The organism is Vibrio sp. Of7-15 (genome assembly GCF_022347565.1).
Lineage (GTDB): Bacteria > Pseudomonadota > Gammaproteobacteria > Enterobacterales > Vibrionaceae > NORP241.
In genome coordinates, this window is record NZ_JAKRGH010000016.1 from 95,821 (window position 1) to 114,317 (window position 18,497).

General features: G+C 41.8%; 21 protein-coding genes. 12 read left to right on the forward strand and 9 right to left on the reverse strand.

Annotated features, from left to right (window positions below; all coding sequences use genetic code 11):
• Positions 1 to 32: 32 nt before the first annotated feature.
• On the reverse strand, positions 33 to 503 hold the full coding sequence (bcp, locus tag MHO82_RS16300) for a thioredoxin-dependent thiol peroxidase (RefSeq protein ID WP_239185361.1): 471 nt from the start codon (positions 501 to 503) through the stop codon (positions 33 to 35).
• A gap of 25 nt (positions 504 to 528) precedes the next feature.
• Positions 529 to 1,071 carry a glycine cleavage system protein R gene (locus tag MHO82_RS16305; protein WP_239185363.1) on the reverse strand — a complete coding sequence of 181 codons (543 nt, stop codon included), beginning with the start codon at positions 1,069 to 1,071 and terminating at the stop codon, positions 529 to 531.
• A 183-nt stretch (positions 1,072 to 1,254) separates the two neighbouring features.
• Between MHO82_RS16305 and dapA the strand changes: the two genes are divergently transcribed.
• Both dapA and bamC read left to right on the forward strand, forming a co-directional pair.
• A complete protein-coding gene (gene dapA, locus MHO82_RS16310) occupies positions 1,255 to 2,133 on the forward strand; it encodes a 4-hydroxy-tetrahydrodipicolinate synthase (protein ID WP_239185365.1) in 879 nt (292 codons plus the stop codon).
• A gap of 15 nt (positions 2,134 to 2,148) precedes the next feature.
• Positions 2,149 to 3,183 (forward strand): outer membrane protein assembly factor BamC, encoded by a 1,035-nt coding sequence (bamC, locus tag MHO82_RS16315; RefSeq protein WP_239185367.1) that lies wholly within the window; start codon positions 2,149 to 2,151, stop codon positions 3,181 to 3,183.
• A 68-nt stretch (positions 3,184 to 3,251) separates the two neighbouring features.
• Here the strand turns inward: bamC and MHO82_RS16320 are convergent, their stop codons facing one another.
• Genes MHO82_RS16320 through MHO82_RS16335 form a run of 4 tightly spaced genes read right to left on the reverse strand, consistent with a single transcriptional unit; the run spans position 3,252 to position 5,619 of the window.
• The gene (locus MHO82_RS16320; RefSeq protein WP_239185369.1) at positions 3,252 to 3,434 is read right to left on the reverse strand and encodes a DUF2897 family protein; all 183 of its coding nucleotides are present in this window, start codon (positions 3,432 to 3,434) and stop codon (positions 3,252 to 3,254) included.
• On the reverse strand, positions 3,418 to 4,110 hold the full coding sequence (locus MHO82_RS16325) for a M15 family metallopeptidase (protein ID WP_239185371.1): 693 nt from the start codon (positions 4,108 to 4,110) through the stop codon (positions 3,418 to 3,420). The genes MHO82_RS16320 and MHO82_RS16325 overlap by 17 nt, the downstream gene beginning before the upstream one ends.
• Complete coding sequence (dapE, locus tag MHO82_RS16330) at positions 4,107 to 5,240, reverse strand: succinyl-diaminopimelate desuccinylase (protein ID WP_239185373.1); 1,134 nt, start codon at positions 5,238 to 5,240, stop codon at positions 4,107 to 4,109. The genes MHO82_RS16325 and dapE overlap by 4 nt, the downstream gene beginning before the upstream one ends.
• Before the next feature lie 28 nt (positions 5,241 to 5,268).
• On the reverse strand, positions 5,269 to 5,619 hold the full coding sequence (locus tag MHO82_RS16335) for an ArsC family reductase (RefSeq protein ID WP_239185375.1): 351 nt from the start codon (positions 5,617 to 5,619) through the stop codon (positions 5,269 to 5,271).
• A gap of 271 nt (positions 5,620 to 5,890) precedes the next feature.
• Here MHO82_RS16335 and MHO82_RS16340 point away from each other — a divergent pair, with 271 nt between their 5' ends.
• Positions 5,891 to 6,172, forward strand: a complete 282-nt coding sequence (locus MHO82_RS16340; protein WP_239185377.1) for a helix-turn-helix domain-containing protein — start codon at positions 5,891 to 5,893, stop codon at positions 6,170 to 6,172.
• Between the two features lie 85 nt (positions 6,173 to 6,257).
• On the opposite strand, the gene MHO82_RS16345 is transcribed toward MHO82_RS16340, so the two are convergent.
• Both MHO82_RS16345 and narQ read right to left on the reverse strand, forming a co-directional pair.
• The gene (locus tag MHO82_RS16345) at positions 6,258 to 6,878 is read right to left on the reverse strand and encodes a response regulator (protein ID WP_239185379.1); all 621 of its coding nucleotides are present in this window, start codon (positions 6,876 to 6,878) and stop codon (positions 6,258 to 6,260) included.
• A gap of 15 nt (positions 6,879 to 6,893) precedes the next feature.
• Positions 6,894 to 8,588, reverse strand: coding sequence for a nitrate/nitrite two-component system sensor histidine kinase NarQ (narQ, locus tag MHO82_RS16350; protein ID WP_275440638.1), 1,695 nt, complete (start codon positions 8,586 to 8,588; stop codon positions 6,894 to 6,896).
• A 275-nt stretch (positions 8,589 to 8,863) separates the two neighbouring features.
• Between narQ and napF the strand changes: the two genes are divergently transcribed.
• The 6 genes from napF to MHO82_RS16380 all read left to right on the forward strand — a co-directional run bounded on the left by napF (position 8,864) and on the right by MHO82_RS16380 (position 13,428).
• A complete protein-coding gene (gene napF / locus MHO82_RS16355; RefSeq protein ID WP_239185381.1) occupies positions 8,864 to 9,361 on the forward strand; it encodes a ferredoxin-type protein NapF in 498 nt (165 codons plus the stop codon).
• Positions 9,361 to 9,645 carry a chaperone NapD gene (locus MHO82_RS16360; RefSeq protein ID WP_239185478.1) on the forward strand — a complete coding sequence of 95 codons (285 nt, stop codon included), beginning with the start codon at positions 9,361 to 9,363 and terminating at the stop codon, positions 9,643 to 9,645. The genes napF and MHO82_RS16360 overlap by 1 nt, the downstream gene beginning before the upstream one ends.
• Positions 9,642 to 12,128, forward strand: coding sequence for a periplasmic nitrate reductase subunit alpha (gene napA, locus MHO82_RS16365; RefSeq protein ID WP_239185383.1), 2,487 nt, complete (start codon positions 9,642 to 9,644; stop codon positions 12,126 to 12,128). Before MHO82_RS16360 ends, napA begins: the two co-directional genes overlap by 4 nt.
• 80 nt (positions 12,129 to 12,208) lie before the next feature.
• On the forward strand, positions 12,209 to 12,670 hold the full coding sequence (locus tag MHO82_RS16370; protein ID WP_239185385.1) for a nitrate reductase cytochrome c-type subunit: 462 nt from the start codon (positions 12,209 to 12,211) through the stop codon (positions 12,668 to 12,670).
• A gap of 30 nt (positions 12,671 to 12,700) precedes the next feature.
• The gene (locus tag MHO82_RS16375; RefSeq protein WP_239185387.1) at positions 12,701 to 13,276 is read left to right on the forward strand and encodes a NapC/NirT family cytochrome c; all 576 of its coding nucleotides are present in this window, start codon (positions 12,701 to 12,703) and stop codon (positions 13,274 to 13,276) included.
• A gap of 17 nt (positions 13,277 to 13,293) precedes the next feature.
• The gene (locus tag MHO82_RS16380; protein ID WP_239185389.1) at positions 13,294 to 13,428 is read left to right on the forward strand and encodes a TIGR02808 family protein; all 135 of its coding nucleotides are present in this window, start codon (positions 13,294 to 13,296) and stop codon (positions 13,426 to 13,428) included.
• Between the two features lie 704 nt (positions 13,429 to 14,132).
• Here MHO82_RS16380 and MHO82_RS16385 read toward each other — a convergent pair.
• Positions 14,133 to 14,486 (reverse strand): DUF2956 domain-containing protein, encoded by a 354-nt coding sequence (locus MHO82_RS16385; RefSeq protein ID WP_239185391.1) that lies wholly within the window; start codon positions 14,484 to 14,486, stop codon positions 14,133 to 14,135.
• Between the two features lie 122 nt (positions 14,487 to 14,608).
• On the opposite strand from MHO82_RS16385, the gene MHO82_RS16390 reads away from it, so the two are divergent.
• The 3 genes from MHO82_RS16390 (at position 14,609) to MHO82_RS16400 (ending at position 18,480) form a co-directional block, all read left to right on the forward strand.
• Positions 14,609 to 17,374, forward strand: coding sequence for an EAL domain-containing protein (locus MHO82_RS16390; protein WP_239185393.1), 2,766 nt, complete (start codon positions 14,609 to 14,611; stop codon positions 17,372 to 17,374).
• Between the two features lie 251 nt (positions 17,375 to 17,625).
• The gene (locus MHO82_RS16395) at positions 17,626 to 18,090 is read left to right on the forward strand and encodes a DUF2919 domain-containing protein (RefSeq protein WP_239185395.1); all 465 of its coding nucleotides are present in this window, start codon (positions 17,626 to 17,628) and stop codon (positions 18,088 to 18,090) included.
• Positions 18,091 to 18,480 (forward strand): hypothetical protein, encoded by a 390-nt coding sequence (locus MHO82_RS16400; RefSeq protein ID WP_239185397.1) that lies wholly within the window; start codon positions 18,091 to 18,093, stop codon positions 18,478 to 18,480.
• Positions 18,481 to 18,497 lie beyond the last annotated feature (17 nt).

Sequence of the window (18,497 nt, forward strand, 5' to 3'; positions counted from 1 at the left end):
CGGCGCTTTTTATTGTTTAATTGGATAACGATTTATTCGCCGTTATTCAAATAATCCAGCACGACTTCATGGTGTGTTTTTGTTTTAAATTTATTGAACACTTTTTCAATCACACCTTCTTCATTGATTAAGAAGCTGATGCGATGTAAGCCATCGTACACTTTACCCATGAATTTCTTTTCACCCCATACGCCAAATTGATCAGCGGCAGCATGATCTTCATCAGACAGTAAAGTGAAGTTAAGATCATCACGTTCGATGAACTTTCCTAAGCGTTTTACAGGATCAATACTTACGCCCAGTACGACTACATTATGGCTGTCAAGCTCAGCTTTAATATCTCGAAGGCCTTGTGCTTGTACAGTACAGCCTGGAGTCATGGCTTTCGGGTAGAAGTAAAATAAGACTTTTTTACCAGCGAAGTCGGCTAATGTTACGGTGTTGTTGTCTTGATCTAACAATGAAAAGGCTGGTGCTGGTGTACCAGCAGTTAAAGTGTTCATTATTATTCTTTCTCCAAAAAGAAGGTTACTGACTGTTTTTGATGAAGTTTAAGCTACCAGTGACACTGAGTTCGGCGCAAATACGCTCAAACTCTTCTTGTAGTTGCATTAGGTGACACTCTTCAGGCAGCCTAGCGGTAATTTGAATTAAAAATTGATGCTGCGAACCGATATGTTCGTCAGCGGTGATGGTTTGTGCGCTGAGTGAAGCAATATCAATGTTTCGGTCGGCAAAGAACTGGGTGAATTGTTCTGTTAAACCAGGCTTATCGGCTGACTCAATCTGCATTTCTAATAAATAGGTATAGGGCTGCTCATGGTGCGTCGTAGTTCGCTTCATGATGGTGATCAACTCATGCTCTTGGCTGACTAGCGGCAAAGTTGACTCTACTCGGCTAATGCCATTGGCGTTTCCTGATAGCAGCATGATCAGAGTAAATTCGCTGCCATAAAGTTCGATGCGGCTATCGACAATATTACAGCCTGCTTTGGTGACTAATTGTGTAATGAGATTTGAGATACCCGGTCGATCGGTTCCAATAGCGGTAATAACAAGGTGATGAGTCATACTTTATGGCTTTTATTTATGCTTTTTTGCATGGTAGCACAGCTCTGTAAACTCTGATAACTTCTAGAAAAAGAAGTATGAGTAATTATTCATGGTTCCGTGACGGTAATGTGGGCTCGTATGCTTGTTTTTATTAAATCCGAAACGTACCATGGTGAACTGATTAAATTAAGGGAGATGTACATGTTCTCAGGAAGCATTGTTGCATTGGTAACACCACTAGATACGACTGGTGAAGTAGATTACGCAAGTTTGAAGACCCTAGTGGATTATCACGTTAATGCAGGCACAGATGGAATTGTTGCCGTTGGTACTACAGGCGAATCTGCAACATTAAGTGTAGAAGAACACGTTAAAGTTGTCATGAAAACGCTTGAATTTGCAGATGGCCGAATTCCTGTCATCGCAGGCACTGGTGCCAATGCCACTCATGAGGCCATCACCTTTAGTAAACTTTTCCATGATTCTGGTGTAGCTGGCTGCCTAAGTGTCACGCCATATTACAATAAACCAACTCAAGAAGGTTTATTCCTACATTATAAAGCGATTTCAGAGGCAACGGACTTACCTCAGATTCTTTATAATGTACCGGGCCGAACTGCAGTAGATATGTTGCCAGAAACAGTGGCTCGTTTATCTGAATTTGACAACATTGTTGCAATAAAAGATGCGACGGGTGATTTATCTCGTATTAAAAAAACGCGTGAACTTTGTGGTAAAGATTTTATCCAACTGAGCGGTGATGATGTTTCTGGTTTAGATTTTGTGGCGGCTGGTGGCCATGGTGTGATTTCGGTGACATCGAACGTGGCAGCGGCTGATATGGCTAACATGTTTAAACTTGCGTTAGCTGGCAATATTGAGGAAGCACGAGTTATCAATGAACGTTTAATGCCTTTACATACGAATTTGTTTGTAGAGTCAAACCCAATCCCAGTGAAATGGGCGGTACACAAGCTTGGCTTAATGAAGCATGGTGACATCCGTTTACCATTAACAACATTAAGCGAAGCGGCACAACCGCAAGTAGCAAAAGCCCTTGCAGAAGCCTGTGTGTTGTAATTAGCAGGAGCATAAATGAAATTCAAATATCGGTTTGTTCTTACCTCTGTTATGGCTGTCAGTTTAGCGGCATGTTCAGGAAACCCGACAGAGCGTAGACAAGCCAAGCAAGACTTCACTTACATGGAAACCACACCATTCAAAGTTTGGAATCAACCGGAAGGATCGAAGGTAGAGTTCTCTTCTTTCTATGCCATTCCTGAAGGTAACTTTAATGGTGAATTAGGGCCAGGTGTTGATATCAGGCCGCCTCAACAGGTATTGCAGTTAATTCCTGGTGCAAGAGCGGACTTACAAAATGGTGAAGTAACGCTTTGGTTAGTGAAAGAAGAAGAACTAACTAAAGTTTGGCAAACCGCTTTGGATTTGATTGCCAAACGTAATATTCCGTTACGTAGTCAAGACGATTCACGTCTCGAAACCGATTGGGTGTCTTGGATCTCAGAAGATGAAGACACAGAAATTGGCAGCCGATACGTAATCGAAAAGACGAAACAAGCGAAACGTCATGGTTTTAAAATAACGTTGGTGGATTGGAAAGAAGCTGGCAAAGTTCAGCCAGTGAGTGCGACCAACAAAGAACGTTATAATATTTTGATGACGAACTTAGTGACGTCTGCCTATGATCAACAAGTTCGTGACGATGCTCGTGTAAGGGCGCAAGAACTTGTGAAGCAAATTCCAATCAGTATGGGGCAAGACCGAAGTGGTCTTCCTGTGATTATTGCTCGTGCACCTTACAACGTATTTTGGGAGCGTTTACCTGATTTGTTGCCAAAAGTGGGTTTAACAATGGAAGGGCGTAACCGATCTCAAGGTCAGGTTCAGGTGAAATACCGTGCACCAGATGACGCCTTCTGGCAGGAAATTGGAACTAAGCCACTGGCATTTGAAGGAAAAACCTACAACCTATTATTAGGGGACTTAGGTAACCGAACTTCAATTAATGTTACCGATGGTGCGGGGAAACCAGTCAGCGAAGAGGTGCTAACCAGCTTGGCACCGGTATTAGCTGCTGCAGTAGATCGAGCAAATACCGTTACCGAGTAATTCGCTTTATTCAGTATGAACTTACTGACTAAATACGATTAGAAAGGGGGCATGTTGTATGCGCCCTTTTATTTTGTCTTGTGTTCAGAGTCTTCAGGCTTACCTTCTTCTTCTGATTGAGCATCGCTTTTGCGTTTTTTGTCCATTTGGCCAAATTTCATGTTGGCGGTGTATTTCAGGGCGGCGATATTACCAATAACCACACTCAATACCACCACAATAATGACCCAAGGGTTAGTCAGAAATTCCATTGCAATTCTCGTAAATGTTAGTGATATAACGAGTATAAAGCTTATCCAGTTCGGAAAGTATCTGAGTTTTTCCGGCAAGTTCGGTATTGTGCCATGCATCAACTAAAAGCTCAGGCGTGAGCATGGGTAGAAGTGTGTGACTGATAGGCGCAAAGCTGATGTGCCATGGCTCTTGTGCAACTCCACCCTGATCGTTTTGATAAGGGAAAAAGAAGTCAAACTTGCCTGCTTGTTCATTTAACCATTGGCTAAACTCTGCTTGATGGCCCGTCTCATATTCCCACGGCTCCAGCTGAAGTTGTATATCATTGGGTAAACAGTTTTTTGCGTAAACGTCTAAATCGGTGCCCCAATGATGTCGACTTGCGCCAGGGAGTGCAGACCAGCGCATGATGGCATGAATCTTTTCACTCTCTGTTAGGGTTGTAGGATCAAGAGGTTGGCTTTGGCTATTTAGTATTGGCCTCAGTCCATGAAACTTGTTATTCCATATCATCAGCTGACGGTCAAAGTCACGAAAACTACTGGCAATGGCCAAGTCGAATCCGGCTTGTTGTGCTGCGCTTTGAAGGGCTAAAAAAGGCCGATGCACTTTAGTATGGAGTAATCGACTCGGAATCTGTGCCAGAGGGGCTAAATGGCCAGTTTCCCGGCCAATCAGTTGAGATGGGATCATGCTAATAGCTTTTCCATCACTTTTTGGTACATGTCTGTCAGCTTTTCTAAGTCTGGAATCTTCACGCACTCGTTCACTTTATGAATCGTGGCATTCACAGGCCCAAGTTCAATCACTTGCGAACCCATTTGAGCAATAAAACGACCATCAGACGTCCCGCCAGTTGTTAGCAGTTCTGGCTTTTGGTGGTTTACTTCTTTTACTGCATCGACGACAGCGTTGAGGAGATCACCAGTACCTGTTAGGAATGGCTGGCCACTAAGCGTCCATTTTAGATCGTAATCTAAGCCGTGAGCATCTAAGATCGAGTGTACTCGGCGTTTTAACTCGGTGTCTGTGACTTCTGTACTGAAACGGAAGTTAAATTGAACGTTAAATTCACCAGGGATCACATTGGAAGCGCCTGTACCGGAGGCGACGTTTGGAATTTGAAAGCTGGTTGGTGGGAAGAATTCATTCCCATTGTCCCATGTGGTTGCTGCCAGTTCCGCTAGAGCTGGTAAGGCTTGATGGATCGGGTTGTTGGCCAGTTGTGGGTAAGCGACGTGGCCTTGAGTTCCTTTAATGACGAGATCACCTGTGATGGAGCCACGGCGACCATTCTTAACCACATCACCAACAGCATGTGTGCTGGAGGGCTCTCCAACAATACACATATCAATCAGTTCATTGCGTTCCATTAATGTATCAACCACACGAGTTGTTCCATTAATGAATGGGCCTTCTTCGTCTGACGTGATTAAAAATGCAATGGAGCCTTTATGATTTGGGTTTTCAGCAATAAAGCGTTCAACCGCAACAACCATACATGCCAATGAACCCTTCATGTCTGCCGCACCACGGCCATGTAAGTAATCATCGATTACGGTTGGTTCAAATGGTGGAGTATGCCATTGCTCCAAAGGGCCAGCTGGCACCACATCAGTATGGCCTGCAAAGCAAAATAAAGGAGCTTCCGTGCCTCGTCGTGCCCAGAAGTTGGTCGTGTCTTCAAATACCATTGGTTCAATTGTGAAACCAATGGCTTTAAGTCGAGCTATCATGACATCCTGACAGCCAGCGTCTACTGGTGTTACTGATTCACGACTCATTATATCTTTAGCCAATGCTAAAACTGGGCTATCTGCCATCCTTGAAATCCTTGTTTATTGCTTGGTGTTATTTATTAAAAATTGCGCTGTATTGATCAGCTTTAAAGCCTAAATGGTATTCATCGTTATGAACGAGAAGTGGGCGTTTGATCATGGCTGGAAATTCAATCATCAGAGCGATTGCGGTGTCTTGATTGAGGGTTTCTTTTTGCTCGTCACTCAGCTGTCGGTAGGTGGTACCACGTTTGTTCACCATGGCTTCCCAGCCAAGCTGTGCGACAAAGTTTTGGATCATCTCTTCATTAATACCATCAACACGATAGTCATGAAAGGTATAGTCGATTTCTTCAGCAGTTAGCCACTTACGTGCTTTTTTGATTGTGTCGCAGTTTTTAATACCAAAAACTTGGGTTGTCATCTTTATTACCATTAATGTCACTTTAGTGTGTCAGTTATAACGAGAAATGAGAGGAGAGACTAGAGCAAGAGGGTCTTTTATTACTATTTTTTTCTTTTTGTTTGTCACAATCTGAAAGGCAGAATGTATTTCGTGGTAATTTTTTAACAGTTTATGCAAAATTAAGAGGAGTTTTGCGGATTTATAGGGTGTTATGCGTCCCTTTTGATCAATCTCAACATATTTTTTGTATAAATAATAATAATGAAGCCTCAGTGTTAGGGAGGTATCAATGGAGCTGAATCCTGTTTTTGCTAGAAGGCTGTACCTTGCGATGCTAGTTGATAGCATTGAGCGGCCAAACGTACCAAAATTAATAGAACAGACTGGCTGGCCACGTCGGACGATTCAAGATGTGTTAAAAGCCTTACCGGGAATTGGTATCGAGTTGATGTTTGTTCAAGATGGTCGTCGCCATAATGATGGTTATTACCAACTATGTGATTGGGGGCCTTTTGATAGCCAGTGGGTACTTGATCGGCAAGATGTGATTGTTTCTACGCTTCGTGAGTAACTCATAGAGAAAGCGTAAGGATCGTTGTGGTAAAGATTTGATGACAGCCTGAGTGTGTGTATTCTCAGGCTGTTTCTTTTTTGGGTTATTTTCCTTGGGCTTCTAAGTACACTAAAGTTGCGGCAACCCGAGACTTCACATCGAGCTTTTTTAATAAACTTTTCATGTGTACTTTTACGGTCGCTTCAGAAATAAACAGTCGATCAGCGATTTGTTTATTACGGAATCCTTTTGCCACTTCTTGCAGAATTTCACTTTCTCTGGCCGTCAACGAAGATAGGATATCATCTTGATTAGAGTATTCATTGAGGTATTCCTTTACTTGGGCTGAGAAAGCTTCTCCACCTGTCATGGCTTGTTTTAGCAATGAGACCAATTCATCAGGCTCAGTGTCTTTTAATAGGTAGCCATCAGCCCCCGCAGCTACTAATGTTTTAATGTCTTGTCTGCTGTCAGAAACGGTAAGTATCACGATGGTTGATGTGATGCCCTCTGCTCGTAATGCCTCTAGGGTATCTAACCCTGACATGCCTTTCATGTTGAGATCGAGCAGAATTAAATCTGGCTCTTTGTCTTGGGCTAGAGCGACAGCATCAGCACCATTGCTGGCTTCACCAACCAGCGAAAATTCGGTTTCAATAGCAAGTAGTTGACCAATACCACGCCTCATTAGTGGGTGATCATCAACAATAATTACATTCCACATCGTCGTTATACCTATTTATTGTATTTTTAGGGGGAAATTAAGGCTGACTTGGCAGCCTGCATTTGGCTCTGAGTCAATGTTTAACTCCCCATGTATTCGGTTGGCACGTTCGTGCATTATCCCTAGGCCGTAGTGGTTTACTTTTTCTTCGTTTGGATTAAAGCCACATCCGTTATCAATAATTGTAATGTGGCCATGATCTGTACTTTGATCGCAGCGGATCGTAATGGTATCAGCTTTTGCATGTTTGATCGCATTGAGTACTGCTTCTCGGATCAGCTGCAATAAATGTACATGACAATTTGCATCCAGTGGTAAGGAAGATAAGGAGTTATCAACGGTGATTGTTGCGTCCGTTTGAGTCATTAAAGGGGTGATCATTTCAGTAAGGGCTTCACCAAAATGCGCCTGTTTAATGGTTAACCTAAAGGTATTGAGTAGCTCACGTAATTGAGTGTAAGCACTTTTTAATCCGTTATCTAATTCCGCCAGTGTACTGCCTGTATTAGGGCACTGACAATCATTAAGCTGGCGTTTTAGTAAGGTCATTTGAATTTTGAGATATGACAAAGATTGGGCAAGGGAATCATGTAATTCTCGTGCAATCGTAGCGCGCTCTTCCATTAATAAAAGATGTTGAGCTTGCTTTTGAGCTTGATTGTAATAAATCCCTCTGGCTAGTATTCGAGATACATTGATGATCAATTTATGATCCGGGCAAGGTAGAGTAAATTGCCACGCTAGGTAACCTAATAATTCACCATCAATGATCAGCTCTTCTTGGTGCCAATCTCCACCGTCGGCTATACCTGCAACGATGTCCCATGTGCCTCCGCTATCTTCTTCTATCACGAGCTTGACCGCAGTAATGCCATCAGTTTGAACTAAGGTATTGAGCATGGACTGGAAGTTAGCCTGGGTGAGCTGAGATACCGTTAATTGTTGAGAACACTGATACAGAGTATGAAGTGACTCGTTGGCTAGACTAAGCTTCCGTGTTTTTTCATCCACACTTTGCTCTAGATTGCTATAAAGATTCCCTAAATCTTTCGCCATATGATTAAAAGCATTACCAAGTAACCCTAACTCATTGTCACTTTTAATATTCACCGATATATCAAAGTTGCCTTGTGTCATGGAGTGGCTTGCCGCAACCAGCTGATTTAAGGGAGAGACAATTTTCCTTTGAGTGAAGTGAATAATAAATAAAGAAGCAAATAAAATCAGCGTGAGTCCCGCCCCTCCTGTTAATGCGAGCACTTGTAATTTGTGTTCTGAAAACTCTTGTAGCTGGAAAACAAACAGGTCTATTTCTTCCACAAATTCTGATACTTGCCCAACATAATTTGTGTTTTCACTATCGGTTATTTCAAGTTGTATGAGTTGCCAGCGTTTCGTTAATTGATGATATTGCTGTTCAATTTCGTCAGGAACGATCCAGTGATTTAGCGCTAATAACGCAGGAGAGGAAAGGGACTGTTCAAATTTCTTTAAATGCTGCGGCAAATTTTCAGAATTTGTCTCAATGTCGAACGCAAGACGGTAGCTTTGCATTCTTAATGAGCCAGCTACGTTGATCGCTTCAGCATCATTAATACTTGAAGATAGGGTAAGAAGTGCAACACTTGTTGTAGTGATTGATAGCAGTAAAATCAATAGCATAGTTCGTGCTATCGTACTGGTTACTGTTGTAGACGATTTAATCAACAAATGCTCTCCGGTCGGTATTCTCCGGCTCAAGACTAAAGCTTTTTTAAGTTAAGTGTTAATTCTGTGAGCCAATAAAGCGTAATAAATTGATCTAACTCAACTACCCCCTAGGAATAACCCTTAGTAGGTATTTAACCACTTATTACAGCTCTTAAAATTGAAAAGTGTAGATATTAAGAAATATGACAGTTGATGTTGAATTGTGATTTTTCGTAAAGCTGGCTATTTATTCTAGGCTTAATAGCAGTAGTCGTAACCTCTATTTGGGAGACCTAATGGTCGATTTGGCGAGACGTAGTCTGTTTCGTAGCAGAAAAAGAATCCCTCAATTATCACAGCAAAGATTGCCGTGGTTGATCAATGAAAGCACGTTTACAGATCAATGTACACGATGCGAAAAATGCATAGTGCTGTGTGAAACCAAGATCATTGTGAAAGGCGATGGTGGGTTCCCCATTGTTGATTTTCAAAAAGGTGAGTGCACGTTTTGTGGTGAGTGTGTTTCTGCTTGCCCTGAGCCGTTGTTCCAACCTGTGTCGGCCAAACCTTGGCAACACAAAATATCGTTAGCCGATGATGCATGTTTAGCAAGGCAGTCTGTTGAGTGTCGAAGCTGTGGTGAGTTATGCGAGCCTGGTGCTATACGTTTTCAATTAACGTTAGGCAGTGTCGCGCAACCTAAAATAGAAGCGGATGAGTGCACTGGTTGTGGAGCATGTGTTGCTGTTTGCCCAACACAAGCTATTGCCATCAAATTAGAAGAGCAAGAATGATGTTAGAAAACCTACCTGAACATGAAGTTCATATCTCGAGCTTGGTGGTTCATGTAAAACCTAAAGCCTTAGAGATTACAAAACAAAAAATATTAGCCCTTCCTAACACTGAAATTCACGGTGAAAGCGAAGATGGCAAAATCATTGTAGTACTGGAAACTGAGAATCAGGGCTATATAACTGATTCAATAGATAAAATTAATGATTTCGATGATGTGTTAAATACCGCTCTGGTATTTCATCAAATCGAACACTTTGATTCGCAATGTGAGGATGAATCATGAAAATGACAAGACGTGCATTTGTTAAGGCAAATGCAGCAGCATCAGCGGCAGCAGTTGCAGGTATTACGTTACCTGCAAAAGCCACGAATTTAATTGTGAGTTCTGATCAAACTAAGATTAAGTGGGATAAGGCACCTTGTCGTTTTTGTGGTACCGGTTGTTCTGTTTTGGTTGGTACACAAAACGGCCGAGTAGTTGCTACGCAGGGGGATCCTGAAGCACCTGTAAATAAAGGCTTAAATTGTATTAAAGGCTACTTCCTATCAAAAATAATGTACGGTAAAGACCGTGTGCAAACGCCATTGCTTCGTATGAAGAATGGTAAATTTGATAAAGACGGTGACTTTGCGCCAGTTTCATGGGATCAAGCATTTGATATCATGGCTGAAAAATGGAAAGCAGCGCTTAAAGATAGAGGGCCAACCAGCGTAGGTATGTTTGGATCTGGCCAATGGACGGTCATGGAAGGCTACGCAGCCGTTAAAATGATGAAAGCGGGTTTCCGTTCAAACAACATTGATCCAAATGCCCGTCATTGTATGGCATCCGCTGTAGGTGCTTTCATGCGAACCTTTGGTATTGATGAGCCAATGGGTTGTTATGATGACTTTGAAAATGCCGACTCGTTTGTGCTTTGGGGCTCAAATATGGCAGAAATGCACCCAGTATTATGGACACGAATCACTGACCGCCGTTTAAGTAATCCTCATGTAAAAGTGAACGTGTTGTCTACCTACTACCACCGTTCGTTTGAACTGGCTGATCGCGGTATGATCTTTGAGCCTCAAACCGACCTTGCGATTGCTAACTTCATTGCTAACTACATTATCCAAAATGATGCAGTGAATTGGGAGTTTGTGAACAAACATACTAACTTCAAGCGTGCAACGACAGACATTGGTTACGGCTTACGTGACGATCACCCATTACAGAAAAAAGCAGCGAACCCGAATTCTGGCAAAATGCAATCAATGAGCTTTGAAGAGTACAAAGCGTCTGTTGCTGAATACACTGTAGAAAAAGCTTCCGAGATATCTGGTGTATCTCAAAAAGAACTGATTGAGCTAGCGAAGCAATACGCGGATCCAAAAACGAAAGTGATGTCACTATGGACAATGGGTATGAACCAACATACTCGTGGTGTATGGATGAATAGCCTTGTTTACAACATCCACTTATTAACCGGTAAAATCTCAACACCAGGTAACAGCCCATTCTCACTGACAGGCCAGCCTTCTGCGTGTGGTACTGCTCGTGAAGTTGGTACATTCTCACACCGTCTTCCGGCTGACATGGTGGTTGCAAATCCTAAGCATCGTAAGATTGCTGAGACAATCTGGAAACTGCCTGAAGGGACGATTCCACCAAAACCGGGTTACCACGCTGTGGTGCAAGATCGCATGTTAAAAGACGGTAAGTTAAATGCTTACTGGGTAATGTGTAATAACAACTTGCAAGCGGGTCCGAACATTAATGATGAACGCTTACCTGGTTACCGTAATCCAGATAACTTTATTGTCTGCTCTGACCCATACCCAACAGCCACCGCTCAAGCTGCTGACTTGATTCTTCCAACGGCAATGTGGGTAGAGAAAGAAGGGGCCTATGGTAATGCAGAGCGTCGTACACAAGCTTGGTATCAGCAAGTTAAAGCAAAAGGTGAAGCTAAGTCTGATTTATGGCAAATCATGGAGTTCTCGAAACGCTTCAAAATTGAAGAAGTGTGGGGTGAAGATCTATTAGCGCAAATGCCTGAACTGCGCGGTAAAACGATGTATGACGTTCTATATCGTAACGGTCAGGTTGATAAATTCCCACTTTCGGAAGCTCAAGAGCTTAACGATGATGCACAAGCTCAGGGTTTTTACGTTCAAAAAGGTCTGTTTGAAGAGTATGCGACATTTGGTCGTGATCATGGCCATGATTTAGCCCCTTACGATACTTACCACCAAGTGCGTGGCCTACGTTGGCCTGTTGTTGATGGTAAAGAAACTTTATGGCGTTATGCTGAAGGCTCGGACCCATACGTGAAAAAAGGCGCGGGCTTTGAGTTCTATGGTAAACCAGATGGTAAAGCTCTGATCATCTCTGCGCCTTATGAAGCACCACCGGAAGCACCGGACAGTGAATTTGACATGTGGCTATGTACTGGCCGTGTTCTTGAGCACTGGCACACAGGTACGATGACTCGACGCGTACCTGAGTTATATAAAGCAGTACCAGATGCGCTTTGTTACATTCACCCTGATGATGCGAAATCGAAAGGCTTACGCCGTGGTGATGAAGTCTTGTTGACGTCTCGTCGTGGTGAAGTTCGCTGTCGAGTAGAAACTCGCGGTCGTAACCGTCCACCAGTAGGACTGGTATTTGTTCCGTTCTTTGATGCTCGAATTTTGATTAACAAACTGATTTTGGATGCTACGGATCCTCTGTCTAAACAGACAGACTTCAAGAAGTGCCCAATTAAAATTCAAAAAGTTTAATTAATCGAATGAGGCTGGCTATTTCATGAAATGGCCAGCGTCTGAGAACTGAATGTAGCCAATAGGCGGAGAAGAATACAATGAAACGAATAATTGTCGTGGTAATGGCACTTGGTATGTTGATGGCAGGTGCGGTGCAAAGTGAAGAAAAGCTTCATAATCCTGGTGGTATTGGCGGTGTTGAATCTTTACGTGGTGCTAGCGAATTAGAAGCAACCCGAGCAGCAGATGACTTTAAGCATTTCCCTAAAGAGAACTCTCTGGAGAGTGATTATGTTTATCAGCCACCTCTAGTCCCACATACGATTCGTAACTACGAAGTGTCGTTGAACGCAAATAAGTGTCTATCTTGTCATAGTTGGAAAAATGCAAAAGAGATGAACGCGACTAAGATCAGTGTTACTCACTATCAGAACCGTCAAGATCAAGTACTGTCTGATGTGTCACCTCGCCGTTATTTCTGCTTGCAGTGTCACGTTCCTCAAGCTGATGCTAAACCGTTAGTTGAGAACGAATTCCAACGTGTTGAAGCACTGCGCTAGTTATAGCCATACGAATAAGAGAGGCTATATATGAATATTTTGAAGACATTTTGGAGACGCTTAAAGTCTCCAAGTAAAGTGGCAGCAGGTGTTGTTCTATTCATGGGGTTCATGGGAGGCTTATTATTCTGGGGGGCATTTAATACCGGAATGGAAGCAACGAACTCTGAAGAGTTTTGTTCAGGGTGTCATGCTCCAATTGTGAAAGAAATTCGTGAAACGATTCACTTTTCAAACCGATCTGGTGTTCGTGCTATCTGCTCTGATTGCCACGTTCCACATAATTGGACAGATAAAATTGTTCGTAAGGTTCAGGCGTCGAAAGAGCTAGTGGCCTTTGCCATGGGGACGATCAGCACGGAAGAGAAGTTTAAAGAGCGACGGTCTTACTTGGCGAACCGTGAGTGGCACCGGATGAAAGAAAATGATTCACAAGAGTGCCGAAATTGTCATAACTTTGACTATATGGACTTTTCAGAGCAAGGCCCACGTAGTGCGCAACAGCACTCTACTGCTTTAGCATCTGGTGAGAAAACATGTGTAGACTGTCATAAAGGTATCGCACATAAACTGCCAGACATGCAAAACGTTGAAGGTTGGCAATAACAAGAAGGTAGGTAAGGATGAGTAATTTAGAATCAATTATTTGGCATGTGTTAGGGTATGCCGCAATGCCTGTGATCATCTTAACTGGTTTTGCTGTTGTTGCTGCGATATCCCTGTGGCTACTGTCATTAGGGAAAGACAAAAATATTTAGTGCCTTACTGCTAAATTATTAAACCAAAATTGAAATGAATGAAAGCCATGTTGTATGTATGACATGGCTTTTTTATTCGCAGCTTTTTATCTGTCTATGAGAGTGACTTTATTTTTTTAAAAAGCCCATAGAATAGCACCAAAGACCAAACAAGATATAAAGGTAGCCACTCAAGCCACCACTCACTCTTACTGCCAATAAAGAGTGTCTCATAGCTATGTATGGCCATCATAGTTAATAAGCCGATAAAACTGATCAATAAAAGAACGGGCCGATCCATATTCACCACCAAGATAGAAACACTACATACAGTTTAGATCTAAATGGTAATCATTATCAAGTGTACTTTTGGCTTTCATTATTGATTGCAGGTTATGCCTGACAGAAAATGGGCTGCTATATAGGTTGTGCTTAGGTCCAAGTGCCCAAAGAAGGAAGATGACTTAAGCATGAATTATTGCTAATGACCTTGATAAGACAGGAGGTTCGGTTTGTATCGCGCATATCTTTGTGGAATAGGTCATCATTTAGCCAATAGATAAAAGATGTTTTCGGTTTTGGTAGGTCAGGCAAAACATTTTATTTTGATTGGTGTTATAAACACCGGTGATGATCCGCTTTCTAATATCTCTTGTATCGATTTTAATTAGGTAGAAAGCGGTACGTACATTCAGGACTGTAGCTAAATTTATAGCATTTAGGGGCTATTTTTGCGTTACCCAGTAAAAGAGAGCAAACCCTAGCCAGCTAGCGATGAGTAAAATCCAAGGAAGCATGGATTTTTGCTGAGATTCTGCGGGTGCCTCAATGGTTTCTTGTGATGCTGCTTCTTGTTCTTTTTGCTTTAGTTTGGTTTCTTTTTTCTTTTGTTTATCGGCTTGGCGGGCTTTTTCTTTTTGTTGTTTCTTATAAAGCGTAATGCCTTTCTGGATACCTTGAGCAATAAGTTTTGTCTGCTCTTTTGATTGCCCAGCTTTTTGGGTGGCTTTTGCGATGGCCATTGCTTCAGCTTGTGTTTCCGCTGAAGGAGCTTGCTTTTTATTGTATTGAATTGTCATGGGGTACGAAGATCTCTGTATTTAAGTGCCTTGGAATGTAGAAGCATGATTTTCAGTAATGCTAAGTAACGAAGAGTATAAACGTTTTAAATGCATTACTCTTCTAATATGAGGTGAAGGGTTTGTTGTTTGTTCGATCCATTATTTCCCGCTTAATTTTGATTTTGATCTTAGCATTGATCCCATCGTTGATTGTGATGTCACTGAATACATGGAGAGAATTCTCGGAGCAGAAAGAGCAGGTGAGATCTCAAGCGGCTTTATACGCTCAGTTATTGGCATTGCAGCAACAAAAGTACGTTACCTTGACAGAATCTTTTCTGTTGGGCATTGCTAAGCTCCCTGCGATTAAAAAGCCTTCCCGTCTTATTTGCAGTGATACTGTGGCCAGTCTTCTAAAAACAAATCCTATTTTTGTGAATGTTGGAATTCCATTGGCGAATGGTGATCTATTGTGTAATGCCTTACCTCTACCTACCAATCGCAAAATTAACGTATCGGATCGTCGTTACTTTCGGAACACCATAGATAATGAAGAGTTCTCTATGGGGGAGTTTCAGTTAGACAGAGCTGCGGGTGTCTCGTCTATTAACTTCTCTGTACCCGTGTATAACGACAATAAAGAGGTGATTGCTGCTGCGGTTGCGGTTGTGTCATTAGATTGGTGGAGCAAACAATTGGCGGAGTTTGAACTGCCCAAGCAGGCCGTGGCTTTTATTTTAGATGCAAATGGCCGAGTCGTTGCCTCACATTATGGCTCTTTAGTTTCGACTACTATGCAAAAAATGTCTTTGATTCTGGGGGATTTCTCTTTTGATGAAGAAGGCGTTATCGAAGTGATCTCTAGCGATAATGTTAAGCGTTTAGTTGCTCATCAGCCCTTATTTGGAAGTGATTCAAGTTATGAGGCACAAGTGATTATCGCTTTGCCTGTGGAACATGCGTATTCAGGTGCTTATCAATCATTAAAAACAAGCATGTTCATTGTTTTACTGAGTTCAGCCATGCTCAGTATGATTTTGTATATCGGACTGAAAGCAACCATCTTAACCCCAATTTACTCATTGCTTGATACAACGAAAAAATTTGTGGCCGCCAAATTAAAACCAACGATTCAGAAAGCCAATATGGACGAGTTATCGGTTCTGGCGGATCACTTTAAACAAGTGATTTTAGAGCAAAGGAAAACAGAGCACGCATTACGTAAGAAAGAGGCGAGCTTAGAACAAGCGTATCTTCGGATAAATAACTTATTGGATAATGCGCCATTAGGGGTTATTGAGTGGGATCCGAAACTGTCAGTATGCCGCTGGTCTCAAGCTTGTGAGCAAGTGTTTCTATTGTCATCTGATAGGGTGATGTCTAAATCGATAGATGCTTTCCCAGAGCCGCTAAAGAAAGAGCTGGAATGTGTTCTTAATGCCTTGCTTGTGGTTCAGTCAGGTAAACCTTATCAGCACACTTTATTAAGTCACCATAAAACCTTAGAGGAAGAGCAGACACTGAGTTGGCGTTTTTCATCCATCTGTGATGCTAACGGCGATATAACGGCTATTTTGAGCTTATTTGAAAATGTGACAGAGCAAATTCGATATCAAGAGGAGCTTGAATACCAAGCTTGTTATGACACATTAACTCAGTTGCCAAACCGTTACCTGTTATTGAAAACGTTGAATGATGTTCTGGTGTCTGACCATCAGCCTGTTGCTGCTTTGTTGATCGCACTAAATGACTTTAAGATGTTGAATGATAATTTTGGCCATGAACTTGGTGATAGTTTATTGGTGACTGTTGCTGACAGGCTAAGCCATCAAGTAAAAGAGTCCGAGTTATTGAGCCGCTGGGGAGGGGATGAGTTCTTTTATGTTTTCCCATATAAGTCTCATGAACAAGTACAAAAAAAAGCGGAAGCTATCTTAGAGTTAATTTCAGATCCCATAAAGGTTGGGGACATGAATCACTCTATGCAAGCGTGTGTTGGTATTGCTATCAGTTCTGATTGTGAAGGAGATGTGGAGTACTTAATCAAACAGGCTGACTTATCTGTTTTTCATACTAAACGTAATAAACAGCTAAAAATTAGCTTCTTTCAGTCAGACATGGAGACGTTGGGAAGAGAACGTTTTGCATTAGAATCTGAATTACGCCATGCGCTCACACAAGAGCAATTACTTTTACATTATCAGCCAATTATAAACCTTCATTCAGGTAAATATGAGCTTGTTGAGGCGCTAATCCGTTGGCAACACCCAACTCGTGGTTTAGTCCCACCGATGGAGTTTATTGCACTAGCTGAAGAAACAGGGCTAATTATTGATATTGGTCGCTGGGTTATATTGGAAGCTTTGAAACAGTTAGCCGAGTGGCAACAAGAAGGCGGTATAGGCATTAAAGAAGTCGCAGTTAATGTTTCTCCGATTCAGCTCAAAGATGCTCATTTGGTAGCCTTGGTACAATCTGGGCTTGAAAAATACGGTTTACCTCCAGACTGTCTAACGCTAGAGATCACAGAGTCAGTTTTGTTGGATGGGGGAGAAGTGGTGTTTTCTCGTATTGAACAATACCGTCGTCTTGGTATTAAAATCGCGTTGGATGATTTTGGTACTGGTTACTCTAGCCTCAGTTATTTATCTCGTATTGAACTGGATAAAATAAAAATAGACCGTTCGTTTGTTAATGCCATTGGTTCAAGTAAAGATGAAGCGCTGATTAATGCCATTATGACTATGGCACACAGCATGAATTTACCTGTGGTTGCTGAAGGTATTGAAGACAAAGGGCAGCTGAATTTTTTAACTGGACATGATTGTGAATACGGGCAAGGGTATTACTTTAGTCGCCCCTTGGATGCAAAAGCGTTAGGTTTCTTTATTGAAAACGCAAAGTAAAATAACCATTGTATAATTATGTTATTTATCAATGTTGACTTTATTTACGCTCTTCATAAAGTGTGATCTGCTCTGTTTTTCCGAAAATAAAAGTTAATCTAGCTCGTATTTTTGACTCTCTAGTTCACCCCTTTAGTTCCATATTGGTATGTTAGGCTCATATTTACTTTCTGTGGTGTGATTGATATTTTCTAGCTCAATCCCCATAGCTTTTATATAAGCATGGGTCATGATCATTGAAGGTAAATGTAGTGCAGTACTCTTTAGAAGCATACGATAAACATGGTTTTTTGAAGCCGCCTATTTGGCTTTGGCTCGGTTGGTTTTTTTTGGCTCGGGCATGGGTGGTTTTTGTTATGGCAGGCGCGAGCCGCAATCAAGGATCTGATTTGCTTACGATGTTTTATCCCGACCATGATCGTTTTTATTTAGGGTTACTGCTGGGTTTGCCTGCTATCTTGTTAATGTGGTTATTTGGAATTAGAAAAAATAACAATCAAATAGCTGAACATGTATGGCGATATGGGCGTTTATTTACCATTTTGGTGGTTTTAATTGATTTAGTGATGGTAGTTGAACAGATTATTGTAAGCCGGGGTCAATTCCACTGGGTTAATGCAATTGTTCTGTTATTACTGAGTTGGTTGCTTCTTTTCTTATATAAAAGCCGACGAGTAAAAGACTGCTTTACCACTGAGTCTGTAGGAGAGAGTTAAATGGCAGATTGGGGAAGAGGACTGGTTTTATTCAGTGCATTGCTAAGCCCTTTAGCGATGGCTGATTGGCAGTTAGATATTAATTTTGAACTGTTACGCAATAATGCGATGACAAGTGCAAATAGCTCTGTGTCGTTAGTGCCGGGTGAAGACACCGTGATTTTTGATTCGAATAACGATGGTGCTGAGCTAGTTGGGCGGGCAGAGCTACTGGAATTTGATGCAGAGAAAATAAAAGTAGCTATACGGGTTGAAGAACATAACCCTAATGGTGTTATTCGAACTTTAATTTCACCAGTGGTGATGGCAGGGTTAAATCAACCAGCTTCTTTTGAGGTTGAAGACTCTGAACAATCTATGAAATTGTCAGTAGAAGTTATTTCAGTGTAACGTATTTATTATGGTAA